Below are 22,198 nucleotides of genomic sequence, written 5' to 3'. Positions count from 1 at the left end.
TTGGCCAAGGTCAAGACGGTCTACACGTGTACCGAATGCGGCGGCACCGTGCCGCGCTGGCAGGGGCAGTGCCCGCACTGCCAGCAGTGGAACACCCTGGTGGAGAGCGTGGCGGAAAGCGCTTCGGCCAAACGCTTCCAGCCGCTCGCGGCGTCGACCAGGGTGCGCAAGCTGGCGGAGATCGAGGCTGCCGACGTGCCGCGTTTCTCCAGCGGCATCGACGAGTTCGACCGCGTGCTGGGCGGTGGCCTGGTGGCCGGCGGCGTGGTGCTGATCGGCGGCGACCCGGGCATCGGCAAGTCGACGCTGCTGCTGCAGGCGCTGGCCAATCTCGCGGCCCAGCGCCCGGTGCTCTATGTCAGCGGCGAGGAGTCAGGCGCCCAGATCGCGCTGCGGGCGCAGCGCCTGGGCGTGGAAAGCCCAGCGCTCGGCCTGCTGGCGGAGATCCAGCTGGAGAAGATCCAGGCCACGCTGGAGGCCGAGCGGCCCGAGGTGGCAGTGATCGATTCGATCCAGACCCTGTACTCCGAGGCGCTGACTTCGGCCCCCGGGTCGGTGGCGCAGGTGCGCGAGTGCGCGGCGCAGCTCACGCGCATCGCCAAGAGCAGCGGCACCACCATTATCCTGGTGGGCCACGTGACCAAGGAGGGCAGCCTGGCCGGTCCGCGCGTGCTCGAGCATATCGTCGATACCGTGCTGTATTTCGAGGGCGACACGCATTCGTCGCATCGCCTGATCCGCGCCTTCAAGAACCGCTTCGGCGCGGTCAACGAGCTCGGCGTGTTCGCCATGACCGAGCGCGGCCTGCGCGGCATCAGCAACCCGTCGGCGCTGTTCCTGTCTCAGCACGAGCAGACCGTGCCCGGTTCCTGCGTGCTGGTGACGCAGGAGGGCACGCGCCCGCTGCTGGTCGAGATCCAGGCGCTGGTCGATACCGCCCACGTGCCCAATCCGCGCCGCCTCGCCGTGGGCCTGGAACAGAACCGGCTGGCGCTGCTGCTCGCGGTACTGCACCGTCACGCCGGCGTTGCCTGCTTCGACCAGGATGTCTTCCTCAACGCGGTCGGCGGCGTGAAGATCACCGAGCCGGCGGCCGACCTTGCGGTGCTGCTTTCCATTCATTCCTCGATGCGCAACAAGCCGCTGCCGCGCGGCCTGGTGGTGTTCGGCGAGGTCGGGCTGGCGGGCGAGATCCGGCCGAGCCCGCGCGGCCAGGAGCGCCTCAAGGAGGCCGCCAAGCTGGGCTTCACGCAGGCGGTGATTCCCAAGGCCAATGCGCCGCGCCAGCCGATCGACGGCCTTGAGGTGATCGCCGTGGAGCGCATCGAGCAGGCCATCGACCGCGTGCGCCATCTCGAATGAGCGCGCCGGCCGACGCGCTTCCGTCCGGCGTGCCGGGGCTGCCGGCGCTGCTGGAGCCGGCCACGGCGCGGCTGCGCTTGCGCCAGTGGTGCGACGCCGACCGCGCGCCGTTCGCCGCGCTCAACGCCGATCCCGAGGTCATGCGCTGTTTTCCCGCGCCGCTGGCGCGCGCGGACAGCGACGCCATGGCGGAGCGCTGCCAGGGCCTGATCGCCGCGCACGGCTGGGGCCCGTGGGCGGTGGAGCGGCGCGAGGACGGTGCCTTCGTCGGCATGGTCGGCCTGCACGTGCCGGCGGCCGCACTGCCGTGCGCGCCGTGCGTGGAGGTGGCTTGGCGCCTGGCGCGCGCCCATTGGGGCAGGGGCTATGCCAGCGAGGCCGCGGCCGCCGCGCTGCGGGCCGGCTTCGAAGTGCTGGGGCTGGCGTCGATCGTGTCTTTCACGGTGCTTGCCAACCAGCGCTCGCGCCGCGTCATGGAGCGCATCGGCATGCGCGACAGCGGCGCTGATTTCGACCATCCGGCCGTGGCCGAGGGCAGTCCCCTGCGCCGCCATTGCCTCTACCGCATCACGCGCGGCGAGTGGCTGGCGCATCAGGCCGCCGTGCCGCAGGCGTAAGGCGGGGGTGCGTCAATCTGTCGCAAGCGCTACCGCGGTGTGCCGCGCCCGCGGCCGCGCCGTATCGCGAAAATCGGTAATAATGCGCCTCACGCGCGCGTGATCCGCTTGCCGCGCCAGGCTCGGCTCCGTGCTTTGTCAGACCCCTCTATTTCTTCCATGCAAGCCAATTCTCGCGCCTATTTCCTGCTGATCGCCGTGATCTCCTTCGGACTGGTCGGCTACGCGCTCTACCTGCAGCACGTGGAGGGCTACCAGCCTTGTCCGCTGTGCGTGATGCAGCGTTTCGCCTTTGTCGCCATCGGCTGCTTCTCGCTGCTGGCAGCGGTCGCGCAGAACACGCGCTCGCTGTGGCAGGGGCTGGGCATGCTGTCCGGCGTGGCCGGCATCGCGGTGGCTGGCTACCACGTGTCGCTGCTGCTGAATCCGAAGGCTTCGTGCGGTATCGATCCGCTGGAGAACTGGGTCAATGCGCTGCCCACCGCCAAGCTGTTGCCGCAGGTGTTCTTCTCGGACGGCCTGTGCACCGCGCCGCTGCCGCCGATCTTCGGCCTGTCGATCCCGGCATGGTCGCTGATCTGGCTGGCGATCCTGACCCTGACGCTGGCGGTCGGGCTGATCCGGCGCGAGAAGAACTACCGCTGAGTTCCGCGCGGCTCCCGTCCCGGACGCCCGTGCCGGAAGCGCTCCGGCGCGGGCGTCCGCTTCCCGCGCGGCAGGCGGGACTCAGGTGATCTGCTCGATCTGCTCCTGCAGTTCCAGCCAGCGTTCTTCCAGCGTGCCGAGTTCGCCCTCGACTTCGCCCTGGCGCTTGAGCATCGCCATCAGCTTGGCCTTGTTCGCTTCCGCGTAGCTGTTCTCGTCGGCCAGGAAGCCGTCGATCTCCGCCTTGGCCTGCTGCAGTTCGGCCATGCGCTTCTCCACCTTCTCCAGTTCCTTGGTCAGCGGCTTGCGCAGCTGCGCCAGGCGCTGGCGCTCGTCCGCTTCGGCGCGGCGCTGGTCCTTGCGGTTGAGCGCCGCCGGCGCCGCCTCGCCTGCGGCCACCGCGCGCTCGGGCAGTGCGGCGTTGCGCTTGGCGGCGGCCTGCTGCAGCAGCCAGTCGCGATAGTCGTCGAGGTCGCCGTCGAAGGGCGTGAGCCGGCCTTCGGCCACCAGCATGAACTGGTCGGTGGTGGCGCGCAGCAGGTGGCGGTCGTGCGAGACCACGATCAGGGTGCCCTCGAACTGGGCCAGCGCCATGGTCAGCGCCTCGCGGGTGTCGAGGTCCAGGTGGTTGGTCGGCTCGTCGAGCAGCAGCAGGTTGGGCTTCTGCCAGACGATCAGCGACAACGCCAGGCGTGCCTTTTCGCCGCCGGAGAAGGGCGCGATCGGCGCGGTGGCCATGTCGCCGCGGAAATTGAAGCTGCCGAGGAAGTCGCGCAGCTCCTGCTCGCGCGTGTCGGGCGCCAGGCGCGCCAGGTGCTGCAGCGGCGAGTCATGGTCGCGCAGGGTCTCGAGCTGGTGCTGGGCGAAATAGCCGATCTGCAGGCCCTTGCCGAGCCGCAGCGTGCCGGCCAGCGCATCCTGGGTGCCGGCCAGCGTCTTCACCAGCGTCGACTTGCCCTGGCCGTTGGCGCCGAGCAGGCCGATGCGCTGGCCGCCCTGGATCGACAAGGTCAGCCCGCGCAGGATCACCTTGGCCGCTTCGGCGCCGTCTGCGGGCGGGTAGCCGCAGTCCACCGCGTCGAGCTGCATCATCGGGTTGGGGGCGGCATCCGGCTCGCGGAACTCGAAGGAAAAGCCCGCCGCCGCGTGCACCGGCGCGAGCCGCTCCATCTTCTCCAGCGCCTTGACCCGGCTCTGCGCCTGGCGTGCCTTGGTGGCCTTGGCCTTGAAGCGGGTGATGAAGGATTCGAGGTGGGCGATCTGCTTCTGCTGGCGTGCGTAGGCGGCCTGCTGCTGCGCCATCTGCTGCAGGCGCTGCGTCTCGAAGAAGGTGTAGTTGCCGCCGTAGCGCTTGAGCTGCTGGTTCTCGATGTGCACGGTGACCGTGCAGATGGCGTCGAGGAACTCGCGGTCGTGCGAGATCATGACCAGCGTGCCGGGATAGCGCGCGAGCCAGTCTTCCAGCCAGACGATGGCGTCGAGGTCCAGGTGGTTGGTCGGTTCGTCGAGCAGCAGCAGGTCGGACGGGCACATCAGCGCCTGCGCCAGGTTCAGGCGCATGCGCCAGCCGCCGGAGAAGTCCGCCACCGGCTGCGCCACCTGGTCCAGCGTGAAGCCCAGGCCCAGCAGCAGCGTCTCGGCGCGCGCCGCGGCGGTATAGCCGTCGGCGTCGGCATAGGCGGCATGTCCCTCGGCTTCGGCGCTGCCATCACCGCTGGCCTGGGCGGCCGCGATCTGCGCTTCGATGTCGCGCAGGCGGGTATCGCCGTCGATGGTGTAGTCCAGCGCACTGCGCGAGACCGCCGGCGTTTCCTGTGCCACGTGCGCGATGCGCCAGGTGGGCGGGATCGCCACGTCGCCGCCGTCGGCATGGAGTTCGCCGCGCAGCAGCGCGAACAGCGTGGACTTGCCGCTGCCGTTGGCGCCCACCAGGCCGACGCGCTCGCCGGGGTTGAGGGTCACGCTGCTGTGGTCGAACAGCACCTTGGTGCCGCGCTGGAGGACAAGCTGGTCGATTCGGATCACGAGGGGGACGGAGAAAGACTTCGGGAGGGGCGGGCGCCCCGGCGAACAACCCGACATTGTAGCGTCAGGCGCTTGCCGTGCAGCGCCGCGAGCGGGCAGAGGGATTCCGCGCGGCATGCCGATGCGGGACAATACGGCCTTCGGCCGGGCGGGAAACCCGGCCCTTCATCACAGCAGGACGGCAGGACAAGCAGGCAATGCACAGCAAGGAGAGGGGCTGGACGCCCGTGCGCAAGGATTTCGTCGAGGCGGAGGTCCGCTGCAGCCACGCCCTGGCCGGCGTGGCCGACCATGCCGGCATCGCCGGCAGCGACGGGCGCCCGCATGGCGTGCCCGGCGGGCGCGCCATCGTGATGCGCGATGCACAGGGGCTGGAGTACCCGTTCGCGCCGGACTGCGCCCAGGCCGTGGTGGCGGACGCGGATGCGTTGGCCTGCCTGCCCGACTACACGGCGCGCGATGCGGGTCTGGCGACGCCGCGCGCCGGCGTCCAGCCCACGCCGGGCCAGGCGCCGGCCGTGGCCGGCCGCGTGTCGGCCGTGCAGCGCGCCAAGACAAGGTACCGGCAGGAAGCGTTGCTGCGCGCCGAGGCGGAGCGCTATCTGGTGCTGCGCATCGACAAGGTGGCGGCGGTGCCGCGCATCCAGCCATCGGTGCGCTATGCGGCGCTCGAGGAGCTGCATGAGCGCTATCTGCGCCAGGGCGGGCTGGAGCTGGCCCAGGCGCGGCGCATCCTTGCCATCGAGCGCGGCCCGGCCACGCCGTACAAGCTGAAGACCACCAACCTGCTCGACGTCTACACCGCGCATACCAAGCTGTGCTGGCGCATGGCGCAATCGCGCAGCCTCTCCGAGCAGCGCTTCCTGCGCGGGCTGGAGGACTGGCTGGCACGCCACCTGATGCTGACCCCGGCGCAGATCGAAAGCGCCGGACTGGCCTTGCATCCGGCGGCCTTCCTGCCGCCGGAGCCGGCCCGCGGCCAGACTGAGCTGCCCGGCTTCTAGCCGCGGCCGATGGGTGGCCGGCGGGTGGCCGGCGGGTGGCCGGCGGGTGGCAGCGCGCCGGGATTTGGCGTCTAATGAAGAGCCAGCCGCCACTCGCCGTCGACGCCATGTCCGCCTTCTCCCGCAGCTATGCCGAAGCCAGACAGAAATTCCTCGATGCCGCGCGCGACGCGGGCGCGGCGCTGACCGAGTTCCCGCACCCGACGCAGCGCGGTGCCCGCGGCGAGGCCCTGGCCATCGACGTGGCCTGGGTCGGCGAGGCGTCCGCCCGGCACTGCCTGATGATCAGCTCGGGCATGCACGGGGTGGAGGGCTTCTGCGGTGCGGGAGCGCAGGTCACGCTGCTGCGCGATGCCGGCTTGTGCGCCGCCGCGCGCGCGGCGGATGCGGCGCTGCTGCTGGTGCACGCGCTCAATCCCTACGGCTTTTCCCATCTGCGGCGGGTCAACGAGGACAATGTCGACCTGAACCGCAACTTCCTCGACTTCAGCCGGCCGCTGCCGGAGAACGCCGCTTACGCCGAGCTGGCGCCGCTGCTCTTGCCCGAGCACTGGCCGGCATCGCAGGAAGACGAAGCCAGCCTGCACAGGATGGTGGCGGAGAAGGGATTGTCGTGGTTCCAGGCCGCGGTCAGCGCGGGCCAGTATGCGTTTCCGGACGGGCTGTTCTTCGGCGGGCACAAGCCGGCCTGGAGCAACTACACGCTGCGTCGGCTGCTGGCGCGCTTCGGTGCCGGCCGCGCGAGCCTGCGCTGGCTGGACATCCACACCGGGCTCGGTCCGTGGGGTTATGGCGAGCCCATCTACATGGGGCCGGACGACGCGCGCCAGCTGGCGAATGCGCGTGCCATCTGGGGCAGGGAAGTGACCTCCATCCACGACGGTTCGTCCACCTCGGCCAGCCTGACGGGGATGGCCTGGCGGGCCATCCCCGAGACGCTGCCCGCGCTCGACTATGCCGGCATCGCGCTCGAGTTCGGCACGCTGCCGGTCGGCGAGGTGCTGGAGGCCCTGCGCGGCGACCATTGGCTGCACCTGCATCCGGACGCCGACCAGGGCCAGCGCACGCTGATCCAGCAGAGCATGTGGCGCGCCTTCTACGGCGATAGCGACGACTGGCGCGCGGGCGTGCTCGAGCAGGTGCGCGAGGCGGCGCTGCGGGCGCTGGCCGGATGGTGAGCCGGGCGCCGGAGCGCGGCGGGTCCCTGCGCGGGGCGGAGGATCCGCGTGATACGGCCGCTCAGCCCGGCAGCGTGTCGTAGGTCAGCAGGAAGACCTGGTCGTCCCCGGCGCTGACCGGCAGCCAGATGATTTCGAGGTCGGGGAAGGCGGCTTCCACGTTGGCGCGCTCGTTGCCGATCTCGACCACCAGCACGCCGCCCGGGTTGAGGTGCGCCTTGGCACCCGCGATGATGCGGCGCACTACGTCCATGCCATCGTCGCCACCGGCCAGCGCGATGCGCGGCTCGGCCAGGTACTCGGCCGGCAGTGCCTGCATCGAGGCCTCGTTGACGTAGGGCGGATTGCTCAGGATGACGTCATAGGTGGCGCCATGCGGCAGCGGGGCGTAGAGATCGCCCTCATGCAGGTGGATGCGCTCCGCCATCTTGTAGTCGGCCACGTTGCGGCGGGCCACCGCCAGCGCGTCCGGCGAGATGTCGACCGCGTCGATGCGGGCGTTCGGCCAGGCGTGGGCCGCCAGGATCGGCAGGCAGCCCGAGCCGGTGCACAGCTCCAGCACCGGGCCGACGTCATCGGCTTCGCCCAGCCACGGTTCCAGCCCGTCCTGCAGCAGTTCGCCGATGAAGCTGCGCGGCACGATCACGCGCGAGTCGACGTAGAAGCGCAGGCCGTGCATATAGGCCTCGTGCGTGATGTAGGCGGCCGGCACGCGCTCCGTGACGCGACGCTCGATCACCGCCAGCACGGCGTCGATCTCTTCTGGCAGCAGGCGCGCGTCCAGGAAAGGGTCGAGCGTGTCGAGCGGCAGGTGCAGGGTGTGCAGGACCAGGTAGGCGGCTTCGTCGTAGGCATTGGCGCTGCCATGGCCGAACGACAGCTGGGCCGCGCTGAAGCGGGAGACCGCCAGGCGCAGCAGGTCGCGTACGGTGCGCAGCGGGGAGGGAGTTGCCATGGGTTTGTTCTCGGTCAGGGGCGGGGAGGCGGTGCGGGCTGCCGGGGCTCAGGCCACCAGGCGTTCCAGCACACCGCGGTAGATATTCTTCAGCGGCTCGATGAAGCGGACTTCCACGTGCTCGTCGATCTTGTGGATGCTGGCGTTGGGCGGGCCGAATTCCACCACCTGCGGGCAGATCCTGGCGATGAAGCGGCCGTCCGAGGTGCCGCCGGTGGTCGACAGTTCGGTGGTGACACCCGTTTCCGCGGCGATGGCCGCGGCCATCGCTTCGGAAAGCTCGCCGCGCGGCGTCAGGAAGGGCTCGCCGCCGAGGGTCCAGGCCAGTTCATAGTCCAGGCCGTGGCGGTCGAGGATGGCGTGCACGCGCGCCTTCAGTCCGTCGGGCGTGCTCGCCGTCGAGAAGCGGAAATTGAAGTCGATGGTCACCTGGCCCGGGATCACGTTGGTGGCGCCGGTGCCGCCGTGGATGTTCGACATCTGCCAGGTGGTGGGCGGGAAGTACTCGTTGCCTTCGTCCCAGCGTTCGGCCACCAGTTCGGCCAATGCCGGCGCGGCCAGGTGGATGGGGTTGCGGGCCAGGTGCGGATAGGCGATATGGCCTTGCACGCCCTTGACCACCAGCTTGCCGGAGAGCGAGCCGCGGCGGCCGTTCTTGACCATGTCGCCGAGCACGTCGACCGAGGTCGGCTCGCCGACCACGCAGTAGTCGAGGCGCTCGCCGCGCGCAGCCAGCGCCTCCACCACCTTGACGGTGCCATCGTGAGCCGGGCCTTCCTCGTCGCTGGTGATCAGGAAGCCGATCGAGCCGGTGTGCGCGGGATGGGCCTGGATGAACTCCTCGGCGGCGACGACGAAGCCCGCGATCGAGGTCTTCATGTCGGCGGCGCCGCGGCCGTAGAGCTTGCCGTCGCGATGGGTCGGCGCGAAGGGGTCGGAATGCCACTGCTCCAGCGGGCCGGTCGGCACCACGTCGGTGTGGCCGGCGAACACCAGCAGTTTGCCGTCCTTGCCTGCGCTGCCACGCCGCACCGCCCACAGGTTGGTGACGCGGAAGTCGTCCGGGCCGCTGACGATGGATTCGCAGTGGAAGCCGAGCGCCTTCAGGCGGCTTTCCAGCACGGCCTGGCAGCCTTCGTCGGCCGGCGTGACGGAGCGGCGGCGGATCAGGTCTTCGGTGAGGGCGAGGGTGGTGGTCATGGAGTGAATCGTTTGCTAGAGGCAGAGGCGCCCGACGGGCCGCGCACGGCGCGGCAGGTCGGGGCACTAGTTTACGCCTGTGCGCCGCCCAGCCGGGCGGACGCTGTCCGGGCCGGCGGCAGGGCAAGGCCGCCGGCCCGGCCGGTTTCAGAACAGGGTGGCGTACTGGTCGGCGCTGAAGCCCACGGCAACCTTGCCGCCGTGTTCCAGCACGGGGCGCTTGATCAGCGAGGGGCTCTGCTGCATCAGCGCGATGGCGCCGGCCTCGTCCTCGGCGCGCGCCTTGTCGGCGTCCGACAGCGCACGCCAGGTGGTGCCCTTGCGGTTGAGCAGGGTGCTGAGCGGAACCTGTGCGAGCCAGCCGCGCAGCAAGGCTTCGCTGACCCCTTGCTTCTTGAAGTCGTGGAAGGAATAGGCGACGCTGTTGCCGTCGAGCCAGGTGCGGGCCTTCTTGACGGTGTCGCAGTTGGGGATGCCGTAGAGCTGGACGGTCATGGAGCTTGCCTCAGCGGATATTGCGGGGAAGGAGCCGGGCGGGTGGCCCGGCTCCGGTCGTGCGGGATGGCTGGCGCCACCTTCAGCGCAGCAGCAGGTTCAGCGAGACCACCAGCGCGCCGATGCCGAGCGCCACGCCGGCCATCGCCACCGCCGTCATCAGGCGCAGCCGGCGGTCGAGCCGCGCAGCCTCCTTGCGCAGCGCGTCGATGGTGATGGCATGCTGCTCGGCCAGCAGCTTGACCGCCTCGGCCTGCTGCATGGCGGCCGACTCGAGCTCGGCGAGGCGCGCGGCCGGGTCGCGCGGCTCCGCCGCGCCTGGCGCCCCGTCTTCGCGGCGGCGCCCCTTCTTGATCTTCTCGATGGTCTTGTTGGCCTGCTCGAGAATGGTCGGCAGCAGCGACAGGACGGTGCTGACGGTGGCGGGATCCAGGGCCATGATGCGCTTGCGCAGGGAGGGCACGATCATCTCGCGCGGCGCCTGCCGCCACGCTGCGTCCGCCGGGGCGGCCGCGCGGGGGCCGGCGCATCGCGCGCCGACGTTCAGTCGCCGCGCAGCAGGTCGTTCAGGCTGGTCTTGGCGCGCGTCTGCGCGTCCACCTTCTTGACGATCACCGCGCAGTACAGGCTGTACTTGCCGTCCTTCGACGGCAGGTTGCCCGCCACCACCACCGAGCCGGCGGGCACGCGGCCATAGTGGATCTCGCCGGTCTCGCGGTCGTAGATCTTGGTCGACTGGCCCAGGTACACGCCCATCGAGATGACCGAGTTCTCCTCGACGATCACGCCTTCGACAACCTCCGAGCGCGCGCCGATGAAGCAGTTGTCCTCGATGATGACCGGGTTGGCCTGCAGCGGCTCCAGCACGCCGCCGATGCCGACGCCGCCGGACAGGTGCACGTTCTTGCCGATCTGTGCGCAGGAACCGACGGTGGCCCAGGTGTCGACCATGGTGCCTTCGTCGACGTAGGCGCCGATGTTGACGTAGGAGGGCATCAGCACCGCATTGCGGGCGATGAAGGAGCCGCGGCGGGCCACGGCCGGCGGCACCACGCGGAAGCCGCCCTTGGCGAAGTCGTCGGCGCTCCAGTCGGCGAACTTGCTCGGCACCTTGTCGTAGAACTGGGTGAAGCCGCCGGCGCCCATCGGTGCGTTGTCTTCCAGGCGGAAGGACAGCAGCACGGCCTTCTTGATCCACTGGTTGACGATCCAGTCCTTGCCCTGCTTCTCGGCCACGCGCAGCGTGCCGGCATCGAGCTGGCCGATGACGCTGGCCACCGCTTCGCGGATATCGTTGGGGGCGGACTTCGGCGACAGGCTGGCGCGGTCTTCCCAGGCCTGGTCGATCAGGGCTTGCAGTGCTTGCGTCATATGCGTTTCTTGATGGTTAAGCGTTGTCTACAACAGTCTCGGGTCCGGTTGCTGGGCTTCCGGTGCGGGGGCCGGCGCTCAGCCCGGTGCCTTGCAGAATTCCACGATGCGGCGTGCGCCCTCCAGGCATTCCTCGGGGGTGGCGACCAGCGCCATGCGCACCCGGTTGGCACCCGGATTGATGCCGCCGGCCTCGCGCGCCAGGTAGCTGCCCGGCAGCACGGTGACGTTCTGCGCAGCCAGCAGGCGCGTGGCGAACTCGGTGTCGCTCAGGCCGGTGCGGGAGACGTCGGCCCACAGGTAGAAGCCGGCGTCGGGCAGCGCCACGTCCAGCACTTCGGCCAGCAGCGGCGTCACCTCGCTGAACTTGCGCCCGTAGGCGGCGCGGTTGTCGCGCACATGGGCCTCGTCGTTCCAGGCCGCCACGCTGGCCGCCTGCACCGCGGGGTTCATGGCGCCGCCATGGTAGGTGCGGTACAGCAGGAATTTCTTCAGCAGCGCGGCGTCGCCGGCGACGAAACCCGAGCGCAGGCCGGGCACGTTCGAGCGCTTGGACAGGCTGGAGAACATCACCAGCCGCTCGAAGCCGCGGCCCAGCTTGCGGGCGGCTTCCAGCGCGCCCAGCGGGGCGCGGCCCTCGTCGAAGTAGATCTCCGAGTAGCACTCGTCCGAGGCGATCACGAAGCCGTGGCGGTCCGACAGGGCGAACAGCTGCTGCCAGTCTTCCAGCGACAGCACCGCGCCGGTGGGGTTGCCCGGCGAGCAGACGTAGGCCAGCTGCACGCGCGACCAGGTGGCGTCGTCGATGCGGTCGAAGGCGGGCGCGAAGTTGCGCGCCGGATCGCTGTTGGCGAACACCGGGGTGGCGCCGGCCAGCAGGGCTGCGCCTTCGTAGATCTGGTAGAAGGGATTCGGGCACAACACCAGCGCGCCGGGCTTGCTGCCGTCCACCACGGTCTGGGCAAAGGCGAACAGCGCTTCGCGCGAGCCGGTCACCGGCAGCACTTCGCTGGCCGGGTTCACCGCGGGCAGGCCGTAGCGGCGCTCGAGCCAGGCGGCGATGGCCTGGCGCAGCGCGTCGGAGCCTGCCGTTGTGGGATAATTCGCCAGCCCCGCCAGCGACTCGGCCAGCGCCGTCTTGATGAACTCGGGCGTGGGATGCTTGGGTTCGCCGATGCCGAAGCTGATCGCCGTCCTGGCGGCATCGGGCTTCACGTCCGCGAACAGCGCACGCAGTTTCTCGAACGGGTAGGGCTGGAGCAGGTCGAGGCGCGGATTCACGTTCTGTGGTGGTGGGCCGGTTGAAACCGGACATTATAGAGGAACAGGGCCCATCGCCGGGCGCGCCGCTCCCGCGCGGGGGCGGCGCCCGCCAGGATGGCGCGCATCACGGTACCGTGATGTCCGCTGCGTGCTGCCGGATCCCCGTTTTCCGTTGCCGTTTTCCAATTCCATCCGTCATTCCCGGGTCCGATGAGCCCTTCGTCCCTTGCCTTGCAGCCCGGCGCTGCCGACCACGATCCCGTCAAGTCCTCGCTGTCCATCCTGCTGGGCGCTTCGGTATGGGGCATCGCCTGGTTTCCCTATCGCGTGCTGGCCGGCTGGGGCCTGGGCGGCCTGCGCGCGGCGGCGCTGGTCAGCCTGATCGCGGCCGCCATCGCCATGCTGGCCTTCCGCCGCCACCTGGGCGGGCTGCGCCAGTCCTGGTTGTTCTTGGCGATCGGCGCGGCCGCCGGCATCACCAACGCCGGCTTCGTCTGGGGCAGCGTCAACGGCCACGTCATGCGCGTGCTGCTGCTGTTCTACCTGACCCCGGTCTGGACCGCGTTGTTCGCGCGCCTGTGGCTCGGCGAGCGCCTGTCGGCCACCGGCTTCGGCCTTGTGGCGCTGGCGCTGGGCGGCGCCGGCCTGATGCTGTGGTCGCCGCAGGCCGGCGTGCCCTTGCCCGCCAACCTGGCGGAATGGGCCGGGCTGGTGGCGGGCATGGGCTTTGCCGTCAACAATGTGCTGTCGCGTCACGCCGGGCAGCGCCTGCCCCAGGTCGATGGGCGCGTGCGTACCGTGGCGGTGTTCCTGGGTAGTGTGGCGGTCAGCGCACCTTGCGCGCTGTGGCTGGAGCCGGCACTGGCGGGGCCGGCGGCCGGGCGCGAAGGCGCGGTGCTGCTGCTGGCGGTGGCGCTGGCGGGCACCCTGGTGCTTGGCAACGCCATCGTGCAGTACGGGTTGCAGCGGCTGCCGGCCAACCGGGTGTCGCTGCTGATGCTGTTCGAGATCGTGGTGGCGGCCCTGTCCTCGTGGTGGCTGGCCGCGGAAACCCTGAGCTGGAAGGAGGGGGCGGGAGGCCTGTGCATCGTCGCGGCGGGGGCGCTGTCCGGGCTGGTGCACCGGCCGCGCGCGGCACGCGGCCCCGCTCAGTGAAGCATCGCGCGGGAAACCAGGGCGATCAGCGGGCGGCGGATGGCCCGTTCCACGCCACTGTGCAGGTGCAGCGGGCGCAGCAGCATCTTGACCGCCATATCGACCGGCAGGTGGCGCCGCACGATGGCGCTGACCTGTGAATTCAACTGGCGCACTTCGCGGTCGGACACCGCCTCGGTGCCGCGTTCGATGCGCAGCACGTTGCGCAGTGCGATCTCGGCATCCTCGTTCTTGATCTCCAGCAGGCGGCGCGCCAGCGCTCCCAGCACGCGCCCGCGCCCGACCTGCTCCTGGAGGCGGAAGTCGTTGAAATAGCGGAAGAAATGCTTGTAGTGGCGGACTTCGTCATTGGCGATGCGCCGGCTCAGGTCGCGCAGCACGGGCTCGTCGGTGGCTTGCTCGATGGCGCGGTAGAGCGTGGCGGTGCCGGTCTCCACCACGCAGCGTGCCACCATCTCCAGGGCATGGGTGGGCTCGAAATTGTCGATCGAGCAGGTCACGCGGTATTCCTCGAAGAAGCGTGCGTAGCCACGCTCCCAGTCGAACTCCGGCCAGACGTGCTCCACGTAGCGGCGCAGCGCCAGTCCGTGCTGCAGTTCCTCGGCTTCCCAGTGCCGCTCGAGCCATGAGGCGGCCTGCGGCACGTCGGCGTAGTAGGAGGCGAGATTGCCGGCGTAGGTGTCGGAGCCGCTCTCGATGAAGGAGGAGGCGGTCAGCAGATAGAACAGGAGCCGGTCGGGACGTATTCGCGCCGTGTCGATGGCTTCGTAGTCGATCTCTCCGACTGACCACGGCAGGCGGGTCGGTGAAGATGCGGTCATGCTTGGTCCTCCCAGGAAAGGACGCGCGGGCGCGTCGCAAGGGTTCCGGCTCGGGGTGGGCATCCGGGGTCACGCTGTCAATTCAGAGACTAGCATCAACCCTGATAAGTTTCTTGTCCTCCTGCCTGCCGGCCATGACAGCCGGCGGTCATGGCGCGGCGCGGGGTGGCGGGCAGGTGAGAAAGTGCTCGCAGGAACGCCCGTAAATGGCCGATCCAGCAGGGAAAGTGATGCCGGGAAGCCGTGAAAAGCCGGCCGGATGCGGGATGGGCGATGGTATGATTAGCGCCAGCCAACGGGCACGCCAGGGCTGAATGCGATCCGAAATTCACTTTTTCGCGATGTCGCACGAGTTGCCGGGCGCCCGGCGGCAGCCCGTTTCCTCGAACGCTTTCCTACGCCGAATCCACACGACCAACCGTGCGACTGTCCTCGATCAAACTGGCGGGCTTCAAGTCCTTCGTCGATCCCACCAATTTTCAAGTGCCGGGCCAACTGGTCGGCATCGTCGGACCCAACGGCTGCGGCAAATCGAACATCATCGACGCGGTGCGCTGGGTGCTGGGCGAGTCGCGTGCCTCGGAACTGCGTGGCGAGTCCATGCAGGACGTCATCTTCAATGGCTCGACCGCGCGCAAGCAAGCCGGCCGGGCCAGCGTCGAACTGGTCTTCGATAACAGCGAAGGCCGCGCCAACGGCCAGTGGAGCCAATACGCCGAGGTGGCGGTCAAGCGCGTGCTGACGCGCGACGGCACCTCGTCCTACTACATCAACAACCAGCCGGTGCGCCGGCGCGACATCCAGGACATCTTCCTGGGCACGGGCCTGGGCCCGCGCGCCTACGCCATCATCGGACAGGGCATGATCTCGCGCATCATCGAGGCCAAGCCCGAGGACCTGCGCATCTTCCTTGAAGAGGCCGCGGGCGTTTCCAAGTACAAGGAACGCCGGCGCGAGACCGAGAACCGGCTGTCCGACACGCGCGAGAACCTGACGCGTGTCGAGGACATCCTGCGCGAGCTGGGCAACAACCTGGAGAAGCTCGAAGGCCAGGCCGAGGTGGCGCAGCGCTTCAAGGCGCTGCAGGCCGACGGCGAGGAGAAGCAGCACCTGCTGTGGATGCTGCGCAAGCGCGAGGCGCTGGGCGAGCAGGAACGCCACCAACGCGCCGTCGGGCAGGCCCAGGTCGACCTGGAGGCCCAGACCGCCCAGCTGCGCCATGTCGAGGCTGAACTGGAGACCATGCGCGCCGCGCACTATGCGGCCTCCGACAATATGCATGCCGCCCAGGGCGCGCTGTACGAGGCCAATGCCGAGGTCAGCAAGCTGGAGGCCGAGATCCGCTACGTGGTGGAATCGCGCAACCGCGTGCAGGCCCAGATCGCGGCGCTGTCGGCGCAGGGCGAGCAGTGGCGCGACAAGGCCGAGCAGGCCTCGGAGGACCTGGCGCAGGCCGAGGAAGAGCTGGCGCTGTCCGAGGGACGCACGATCGAGGCGCAGGACACCCTGGCCCAGCGCAGTGACGAACTGCCGGCGCTCGAGGCCCAGTGGCGCGAGGCGCAGCGACTGCTCAACGAGCAGCGCGCCGGCATCATCCAGGCCGAGCAGGCGCTGAAGCTGGAGGCTGCGCAGCAGCGCAGCGCCGACCAGATGCTGCAGCAGCTCGAGCAGCGCCGCGAGCGCCTGTCCGGCGAAGAGAAGGGGCTCGACCGCCCCGACGACGTGCGCCTGGAAGAGTTGCGCGCGGACCTGGCTGAGCAGGAAGCCGTGCTGGAGGAAGCGCAGGCCGCGCTGGCCGAAGCGGAGGAAAGCCTGCCGCGCCTCGACGCCGAGCGCCGTGCCGCGCAGGAGCGTGTGCAGGGCGAGGCCGCGGCCATCGCCGCGCTGGAGGCGCGCCTGGCCGCGCTGCGGCAACTGCAGGAGAGCGTGCAGACCGAGGGCAAGGTGCAGCCGTGGCTGGCCCGCCACGGGCTGGCCGAATTGCCGCGGCTGTGGAAGAAGATCCATATCGAGCCCGGCTGGGAGAATGCACTGGAGTCGGTGCTGCGCGAGAAGCTGGCGGCGCTCGAGGTTTCCGGCCTGGACGCGGTCAAGGCCTTCCTGTCCGACGCGCCGCCCGCCAAGCTGGCCTTCTATGCGCCACCCGCCGCGGCACGGCCCCAGGAAGCAACGCCGGGCCTGCGCCCGCTGATGGCCCTGCTGCAGATCGCCGAGCCGGGCATCCGCGCGGTGATGCAGGACTGGCTCGCCAACGTCTATACCGCCGCTGACGTCGACGCGGCGCTGGCGGCGCGCGCCACGCTGCCCGAGGGCGCCACCTTCGTGGTGGCCGAAGGCCACCTGGTCGGCCGCAGCGGCGTGCAGCTCTATGCGGCCGATTCCGAGCAGGCCGGCATGCTGGCGCGTGCCCAGGAGATCGAGAACCTGGAGAAGCAGGTGCGCGCACAGGCGCTGCTGGCCGAAGAGGCCAAGACGCAGTCGGTACGCGCGGAGACCGCGCACACGCACGCCAGCCGCGTGCTGGTCGAGGCGCGCACCGCCAGCGAGCAGGCCACGCGGCGCGTGCATGCGCTGCAGATGGACGTGCTCAAGCTGTCCCAGGCGATGGAGCGCTATGCTGCGCGCAGCAGCCAGATCCGCGCGGATCTGGAGGAGATCGCCGCCCAGGTCGAGGAGCAGCGCGCCATCCGCGCCGAGTCGGAGGCGAGTTTCGAGCAGCACGATGCCGCGCTAGCCGACCAGCAGGCCGCCCACGAAGCGCACCAGGGCGCCTTCGAAGCGCTGGACGGGCGCCTCGCGGCGGCACGCCAGCAACTGCGCGAGCTGGAGCGCGCGGCGCAGGAGGCGGTCTTTTCCGAGCGCAACCTGGGCAGCCGCATCGAAGAGCTGCGCCGCAATATCCAGGTGGCATCCGACCAGAGCGAACGTATCGCCGAGTCGCTCGAGAACGCGCGCGCCGAGCTGGAGACCATCAACGAGCAGACCGCGCATACCGGGCTGCAGGAAGCGCTGGAAGTGCGTGCTGAGAAGGAAGCCAGGCTGAACACGGCGCGCGTCGAGCTCGACTCGCTGTCGGCGCAGCTGCGCCAGTTCGACGAGCAGCGCCTGGCCGCCGAGCGCAGCCTGCAACCCTTGCGCGACCGCATCACCGAATTCCAGCTGAAGGAGCAGGCCGCGCGCCTGAACCAGGAGCAGTTTGCCGAGCAGCTCACCGAGGCCGGGGTCGACGAGGCGGCGCTGGCCGGCAAGCTGAACGCCGACCTGAAGCCGGCCTGGCTGCAGGGCGAGGTCACCCGCATCAACAACGCCATCAATGCGCTGGGCCCGGTCAACATGGCTGCGCTCGACGAACTGGCCACGGCGCGCGAGCGCAAGACCTTCCTGGACGCGCAGTCAGCGGACCTGAACGACGCCATCAACACCCTGGAAGACGCCATCAACAAGATCGACCAGGAAACCCGTTCGCTGCTGCAGGGCACCTTCGACCAGGTCAATATGCACTTCGGTGAACTGTTCCCGCAGTTGTTCGGTGGCGGACAGGCCCGCCTGATCATGACAGGCGAAGAGATTCTCGATGCCGGCGTGCAGGTGATGGCGCAGCCGCCCGGCAAGAAGAACTCCACCATCCACCTGCTGTCGGGCGGTGAGAAGGCCCTGACCGCGATCGCGCTGGTGTTCGCCATGTTCCAGCTGAATCCCGCGCCGTTCTGCCTGCTCGACGAGGTGGACGCACCACTGGACGATGCCAACACGGATCGCTATGCGAAGATGGTGGCACGCATGTCGAACAAGACGCAGTTCGTCTTCATCTCCCACAACAAGATCGCGATGGAAATCGCCCAGCAACTGATCGGCGTGACGATGCAGGAGCAGGGCGTGTCGCGTATCGTCGCGGTGGACATGGACGCCGCGATGTCGATGGTGGAAGAAGCCGCCTGATCCCACCCGCCGTGGCGCGGCGCGCCCGGCGGGGACCAGAATTCTCGCAATCTCGATGCACAACAACATCCTCAAGGGAGCCGCAGCATAAATGGACCTGCAAACCGCCCTGATCGTCGCCGGTCTCGTCCTGCTGCTGCTGGTCGTCGTCTACAACCAGTGGCAGATCCGCAAGGCCCGCCGCCCTCGCGCGCTGCAGCCGGATGACGATGTGGCGCCGATGCGCGAGCCCACCTTCGACCTGCCGCCCGGCGCCGACTATCCCGCCGCATCCGCCAAGGCGCCGTCCATGCCGGACCGGCCCGCGCCCGCCGCCGCCAAGGAAAGCGAACCTGCGCCGGCGGCGCAGCGCCGCGAGCCGACGCTGTCGGCCTCGCCGCTCGATGCGGCGGCCGCGATCGGCGCCGCTGCCTCGACCGACGCCGACCAGGCGCTGGCCGATGAAGTGGCCGTGGCGGCCAATGTCGCTGCCACGAACGGCGAAGGCACCGAAGCCACTGCGACAGCGGACCGGGGCGACGAGGCCGAGCCGGCTGCGACGGTGCAGCAGCATCTGCAGGATACGGCGCCCGAGGCGCTCGAAGGCCAGCCGCTTCCCGCCGTCATCGACCCGCTGGTCGACTGCATCGTGCCGCTGCACCTGGAGCGCAAGGCCTCCGGCGACCGCATCCTGCCGCTGACCGGGCGGCTGCGCCGCGCCGGCACCAAGCAGGTTCATATCGAGGGCCTGCATGCCGAGGCCAACGCCTGGGAAGTGGTCACGGCGGGGCACCAGTACGAGGACCTGCAGGTGGCGGTGCAGTTGGCCAACCGCTCCGGTCCGCTCAACGCGCTGGAGTTCTCCGAGTTCGTCAACGCGGTGCAGGGGCTGGCCGAGGCCCTCGATGGCGCGACCGACCTGCCCGACATGAGCGAGTCGGTGGCCAACGGACGCGAGCTCGACAGCTTTGCCGCGAGCTGCGACGTCCAGCTCGGCGTCAATGTGATCTCCGACGGGGCACCCTGGTCGGCCGCCTACGTGCAGACCGTTGCCACCCAGGACGGCCTGGTGCTGTCGCGCGACGGCACGCGTTTCACGCGCTACCTGGCGGGTGCGGACGGCGTGCAGCGCGCGCTCTTCACGCTGCAGTTCGGCGATACCAACTTCCTGCGCGATGACCTGACCGTCAAGGCCGGGCGCCAGATCACGCTGCTGCTCGACGTGCCGCAGGTGGCGCGCGCCAGCAAGCCCTTCAAGACGGTCTGCGAATATGGCCACAGCCTGGCGCAGCGCATGGGTGCGCGCCTGGTCGACGACAATATGCGTCCGCTGAGCGAGGCTTCCTTCATCGCCATCTTCGGCCAGCTCGAAGTGCTGTACGACAAGCTCGAGGCGCGCGGCATGCCCGCCGGCTCGCCGGTCGCGCTGCGGCTGTTCAGCAACTAGTCCGGAGCGACACCATGACCGGAACCCGAACCGGCGCGCAGGCCCAGGCCTCCGCGCCCGCCGCCGCATCGCCGGCCGCCCGCGCTGACTGGTTGCGCGAGACGCTGGAGCGCTATAACTACGAGTACTACGTGCTCGATGCGCCCACCGTGCCGGATGCCGACTACGACGCGCTGTTCCGCGAGCTGCAGCAGATCGAGACCGAGCACCCCGAGCTGCTGCACCCCGATTCGCCGACCCAGCGCGTCGGCGGCGCACCGCTGGCGGCGTTCGCCACGGTACGCCACGCCATCCCCATGCTGTCGCTGAACAACGGCTTCGAGGACGAGGACGTGCTCGCCTTCGACCGGCGCTGCGCCCAGGGCCTCGGGCTCGAGCCGGCGGGCGCCGGCGAGCCCGACCTGTTCTCGGCCGCGGCCGCCGTCGAGTACGCCTGCGAGCTCAAGTTCGACGGACTGGCGATGTCGCTGCGCTACGAGAACGGGCAACTGGTGCAGGCTGCCACGCGTGGCGACGGCGAGTCCGGTGAGGACGTGACTGCCAATGTGCGCACCATCAAGAGCATCCCGCTGCGCCTGCGCGGCCAGGCACCGGCGGTGCTGGAGGTGCGCGGCGAGGTGCTGATGTTCCGCGCCGACTTCGACCGGCTCAACGCGCGCCAGGCCGAGGCCGGCGAGAAGACCTTCGTCAATCCGCGCAATGCCGCGGCCGGCAGCCTGCGCCAGCTCGATCCGCGCATCACCGCGCGGCGCCCGCTGTCCTTCTTCGCCTACGGCATCGGCGAGCTGCAGGGCGCGCCGCGCCCGGATACCCACAGCCAGATGCTGGACGGCTTTGCCGCGCTCGGCCTGCCGGTGTGCCAGGAGCGCGCGGTGGTGCGGGGCGCGCAGGGCTTGCTGGACTTCTACCGCGGCGTCGGCGCGCGGCGCGACCAGTTGCCGTACGACATCGACGGCGTGGTCTACAAGGTCAATGCGCTGGCCGAGCAGGAGCGCCTGGGCTTCGTCTCGCGTGCGCCGCGCTTCGCCCTGGCGCACAAGTTCCCGGCACAGGAAATGACCACCGTGGTCGAGGACATCGAGGTGCAGGTCGGCCGCACCGGGGCCATCACGCCGGTGGCGCGGCTGGCTCCCGTCTTCGTCGGTGGCGTCACCGTGACCAATGCCACGCTGCACAACGAGGACGAGGTACGGCGCAAGGACGTCCATGTCGGCGACACCGTGATCGTGCGTCGCGCCGGCGACGTGATCCCGGAGGTGGTGGGCGTGGTGCTGGAGCGCCGGCCCGCCGATGCGCGCGCCTTCGTCATGCCGACCGCCTGCCCGGTGTGCGGCTCGCATATCGAGCGCCTGGAGGGCGAGGCCATCGCTCGCTGCACCGGCGGCCTGATCTGCGCCGCCCAGCGCAAGCAGGCCCTGCTGCACTTTGCGCAGCGGCGCGCCATGGACATCGAGGGGCTGGGCGACAAGGTGGTCGAACAGCTCGTCGACCAGGGCATCGTGCGCACCCCGGCCGACCTGTTCAAGCTGGGCGTGGCCAAGCTGGCCGCGCTCGATCGCATGGCCGACAAGTCGGCCGCCAACCTGGTGGCGGCGATCGAAGGCGCGCGCGCCACTACGCTCAACCGCTTTATCTTCTCGCTGGGTATCCGCCACGTCGGCGAAGCGACCGCCAAGGACCTGGCGCGCCACTTCGGCAAGCTCGACGGGCTGATGGCAGCCGACGAGACAGCCCTGCTCGAGGTCAATGACGTGGGCCCGGTGGTGGCGCAGTCCATCGTCAACTTTTTCGCCGAGGCGCACAATGTCGAGGTGATCGAACAACTGCGCGCGGCCGGCGTGCATTGGCCCGAGAGCGAACCGCAGGCGCGCGCACCCGCGCCGCTGGCTGGCAAGACCTTCGTGCTGACCGGCACGCTGCCGACGCTGTCGCGCGAAGAGGCCAAGGAGCGCCTGGAAGCCGCCGGCGCCAAGGTGGCCGGTTCGGTGTCGAAGAAGACGGACTACGTGGTGGCGGGCGCCGAAGCCGGCAGCAAGCTCGAAAAGGCCCAGGCGCTGGGTGTGGCCGTGCTCGACGAGGACGGCATGCTGGCGCTGCTGGCCGGTGCCCATGGCGCGGATCCCGAGCCCGCCCCCGATGCTTCCGAACCTTCCGATCCCTCTGATTCCGCGCCTTCCGCGCAGCCCGACCACGGAGAACAGGCATGATCCATGACATCCTCAAGATGGGCGATCCGCGCCTGTTGCAGGTGGCGCGCCCGGTCGCGCGCTTCAACACGCCGGAGCTGCGCACGCTGGTCGAGGATATGTTCGACACCATGGACCATGCCAACGGCGCCGGCCTGGCGGCACCGCAGATCGGCGTCGGGCTGCAGGTGGTGATCTTCGGCTTCGAGCGCAATCCGCGCTATCCGGGCGCGCCGGCCGTACCCAAGACGGTGCTGATCAATCCCGAGCTGACGCCGCTCGGCGATGAGCAGGAGGACGGCTGGGAAGGCTGCCTGTCGGTGCCGGGCCTGCGTGGCGTGGTGCCGCGCTATACGCGGCTGAAGTACTGCGGCTACGATCTGCAGGGCAACCGCATCGAGCGCGAGGCGGAGGGCTTCCACGCGCGCGTCGTGCAGCACGAATGCGACCACCTGCAAGGCATCCTCTACCCGATGCGGGTGCGCGACTTCACGCGCTTCGGCTTCACCGAGGTGCTGTTCCCCGAGCTGCCGCCCAACGCCGAGGACTGACGCGG

Annotated in this window: 18 protein-coding genes; 10 read left to right on the top strand and 8 right to left on the bottom strand. The window is 69.7% G+C overall.

The annotated features are described in order from the left end of the window. The 3 genes from radA to BKK79_RS03250 all read left to right on the top strand — a co-directional run bounded on the left by radA (nucleotide 1) and on the right by BKK79_RS03250 (nucleotide 2,624). The gene (gene radA, locus BKK79_RS03260; protein WP_071012400.1) at nucleotides 1-1,362 is read left to right on the top strand and encodes a DNA repair protein RadA; all 1,362 of its coding nucleotides are present in this window, start codon (nucleotides 1-3) and stop codon (nucleotides 1,360-1,362) included. Further along, nucleotides 1,359-1,979 carry a GNAT family N-acetyltransferase gene (locus BKK79_RS03255; protein ID WP_071037095.1) on the top strand — a complete coding sequence of 207 codons (621 nt, stop codon included), beginning with the start codon at nucleotides 1,359-1,361 and terminating at the stop codon, nucleotides 1,977-1,979. The genes radA and BKK79_RS03255 overlap by 4 nt, the downstream gene beginning before the upstream one ends. Nucleotides 1,980-2,138: 159 nt before the next feature. Further along, nucleotides 2,139-2,624 (top strand): disulfide bond formation protein B, encoded by a 486-nt coding sequence (locus BKK79_RS03250; RefSeq protein ID WP_071012402.1) that lies wholly within the window; start codon nucleotides 2,139-2,141, stop codon nucleotides 2,622-2,624. 81 nt (nucleotides 2,625-2,705) lie between these two features. On the opposite strand, the gene BKK79_RS03245 is transcribed toward BKK79_RS03250, so the two are convergent. Continuing rightward, nucleotides 2,706-4,649, bottom strand: a complete 1,944-nt coding sequence (locus tag BKK79_RS03245) for an ATP-binding cassette domain-containing protein (protein WP_071037094.1) — start codon at nucleotides 4,647-4,649, stop codon at nucleotides 2,706-2,708. Between the two features lie 197 nt (nucleotides 4,650-4,846). Between BKK79_RS03245 and BKK79_RS03240 the strand changes: the two genes are divergently transcribed. After that, the gene (locus BKK79_RS03240; RefSeq protein WP_071037093.1) at nucleotides 4,847-5,653 is read left to right on the top strand and encodes a hypothetical protein; all 807 of its coding nucleotides are present in this window, start codon (nucleotides 4,847-4,849) and stop codon (nucleotides 5,651-5,653) included. Nucleotides 5,654-5,760: 107 nt separating this feature from the next. Beyond that, nucleotides 5,761-6,831: a M14 family metallopeptidase gene (locus BKK79_RS03235; protein ID WP_071038410.1), complete on the top strand. Its 1,071-nt coding sequence runs from the start codon at nucleotides 5,761-5,763 to the stop codon at nucleotides 6,829-6,831. Between the two features lie 61 nt (nucleotides 6,832-6,892). On the opposite strand, the gene prmB is transcribed toward BKK79_RS03235, so the two are convergent. The 6 genes from prmB to dapC all read right to left on the bottom strand — a co-directional run bounded on the left by prmB (nucleotide 6,893) and on the right by dapC (nucleotide 12,133). After that, entirely contained in the window at nucleotides 6,893-7,786 is an 894-nt protein-coding gene (prmB, locus tag BKK79_RS03230) for a 50S ribosomal protein L3 N(5)-glutamine methyltransferase (protein ID WP_071012407.1), read from the bottom strand. 48 nt (nucleotides 7,787-7,834) lie between these two features. Further along, nucleotides 7,835-8,986 (bottom strand): succinyl-diaminopimelate desuccinylase, encoded by a 1,152-nt coding sequence (dapE, locus tag BKK79_RS03225; RefSeq protein ID WP_071012409.1) that lies wholly within the window; start codon nucleotides 8,984-8,986, stop codon nucleotides 7,835-7,837. Between the two features lie 147 nt (nucleotides 8,987-9,133). After that, the gene (locus tag BKK79_RS03220; protein ID WP_071037092.1) at nucleotides 9,134-9,481 is read right to left on the bottom strand and encodes an ArsC family reductase; all 348 of its coding nucleotides are present in this window, start codon (nucleotides 9,479-9,481) and stop codon (nucleotides 9,134-9,136) included. An 82-nt stretch (nucleotides 9,482-9,563) separates the two neighbouring features. Continuing rightward, on the bottom strand, nucleotides 9,564-9,920 hold the full coding sequence (locus tag BKK79_RS03215) for a hypothetical protein (RefSeq protein WP_197523973.1): 357 nt from the start codon (nucleotides 9,918-9,920) through the stop codon (nucleotides 9,564-9,566). Nucleotides 9,921-10,024: 104 nt separating this feature from the next. Next, the gene (gene dapD / locus BKK79_RS03210; protein ID WP_071012414.1) at nucleotides 10,025-10,852 is read right to left on the bottom strand and encodes a 2,3,4,5-tetrahydropyridine-2,6-dicarboxylate N-succinyltransferase; all 828 of its coding nucleotides are present in this window, start codon (nucleotides 10,850-10,852) and stop codon (nucleotides 10,025-10,027) included. Between the two features lie 78 nt (nucleotides 10,853-10,930). Further along, complete coding sequence (gene dapC / locus BKK79_RS03205) at nucleotides 10,931-12,133, bottom strand: succinyldiaminopimelate transaminase (RefSeq protein ID WP_071037091.1); 1,203 nt, start codon at nucleotides 12,131-12,133, stop codon at nucleotides 10,931-10,933. Between the two features lie 192 nt (nucleotides 12,134-12,325). Between dapC and BKK79_RS03200 the strand changes: the two genes are divergently transcribed. Further along, nucleotides 12,326-13,270, top strand: coding sequence for a DMT family transporter (locus tag BKK79_RS03200; protein ID WP_071012419.1), 945 nt, complete (start codon nucleotides 12,326-12,328; stop codon nucleotides 13,268-13,270). Here BKK79_RS03200 and BKK79_RS03195 read toward each other — a convergent pair. Then, nucleotides 13,264-14,091, bottom strand: a complete 828-nt coding sequence (locus BKK79_RS03195) for a ferritin-like domain-containing protein (protein WP_071012421.1) — start codon at nucleotides 14,089-14,091, stop codon at nucleotides 13,264-13,266. The two genes, BKK79_RS03200 and BKK79_RS03195, sit on opposite strands and share 7 nt — an antisense overlap. Nucleotides 14,092-14,511: 420 nt before the next feature. On the opposite strand from BKK79_RS03195, the gene smc reads away from it, so the two are divergent. The 4 genes from smc to def all read left to right on the top strand — a co-directional run bounded on the left by smc (nucleotide 14,512) and on the right by def (nucleotide 22,193). Next, a complete protein-coding gene (smc, locus tag BKK79_RS03190; RefSeq protein WP_071037090.1) occupies nucleotides 14,512-18,030 on the top strand; it encodes a chromosome segregation protein SMC in 3,519 nt (1,172 codons plus the stop codon). Between the two features lie 91 nt (nucleotides 18,031-18,121). Then, on the top strand, nucleotides 18,122-19,456 hold the full coding sequence (locus tag BKK79_RS03185; RefSeq protein WP_071037089.1) for a cell division protein ZipA C-terminal FtsZ-binding domain-containing protein: 1,335 nt from the start codon (nucleotides 18,122-18,124) through the stop codon (nucleotides 19,454-19,456). A 14-nt stretch (nucleotides 19,457-19,470) separates the two neighbouring features. Continuing rightward, entirely contained in the window at nucleotides 19,471-21,663 is a 2,193-nt protein-coding gene (ligA, locus tag BKK79_RS03180) for an NAD-dependent DNA ligase LigA (protein WP_084084470.1), read from the top strand. Then, nucleotides 21,660-22,193, top strand: coding sequence for a peptide deformylase (gene def / locus BKK79_RS03175; protein WP_071012426.1), 534 nt, complete (start codon nucleotides 21,660-21,662; stop codon nucleotides 22,191-22,193). The genes ligA and def overlap by 4 nt, the downstream gene beginning before the upstream one ends. Nucleotides 22,194-22,198 lie beyond the last annotated feature (5 nt).

Origin of the sequence: Cupriavidus sp. USMAA2-4 (genome assembly GCF_001854305.1) — a bacterium.
Taxonomy (GTDB): domain Bacteria; phylum Pseudomonadota; class Gammaproteobacteria; order Burkholderiales; family Burkholderiaceae; genus Cupriavidus; species Cupriavidus malaysiensis.
The sequence above is the reverse complement of the archived record's forward strand: the minus strand, read 5'-3'. Positions and strand labels throughout refer to the sequence as shown.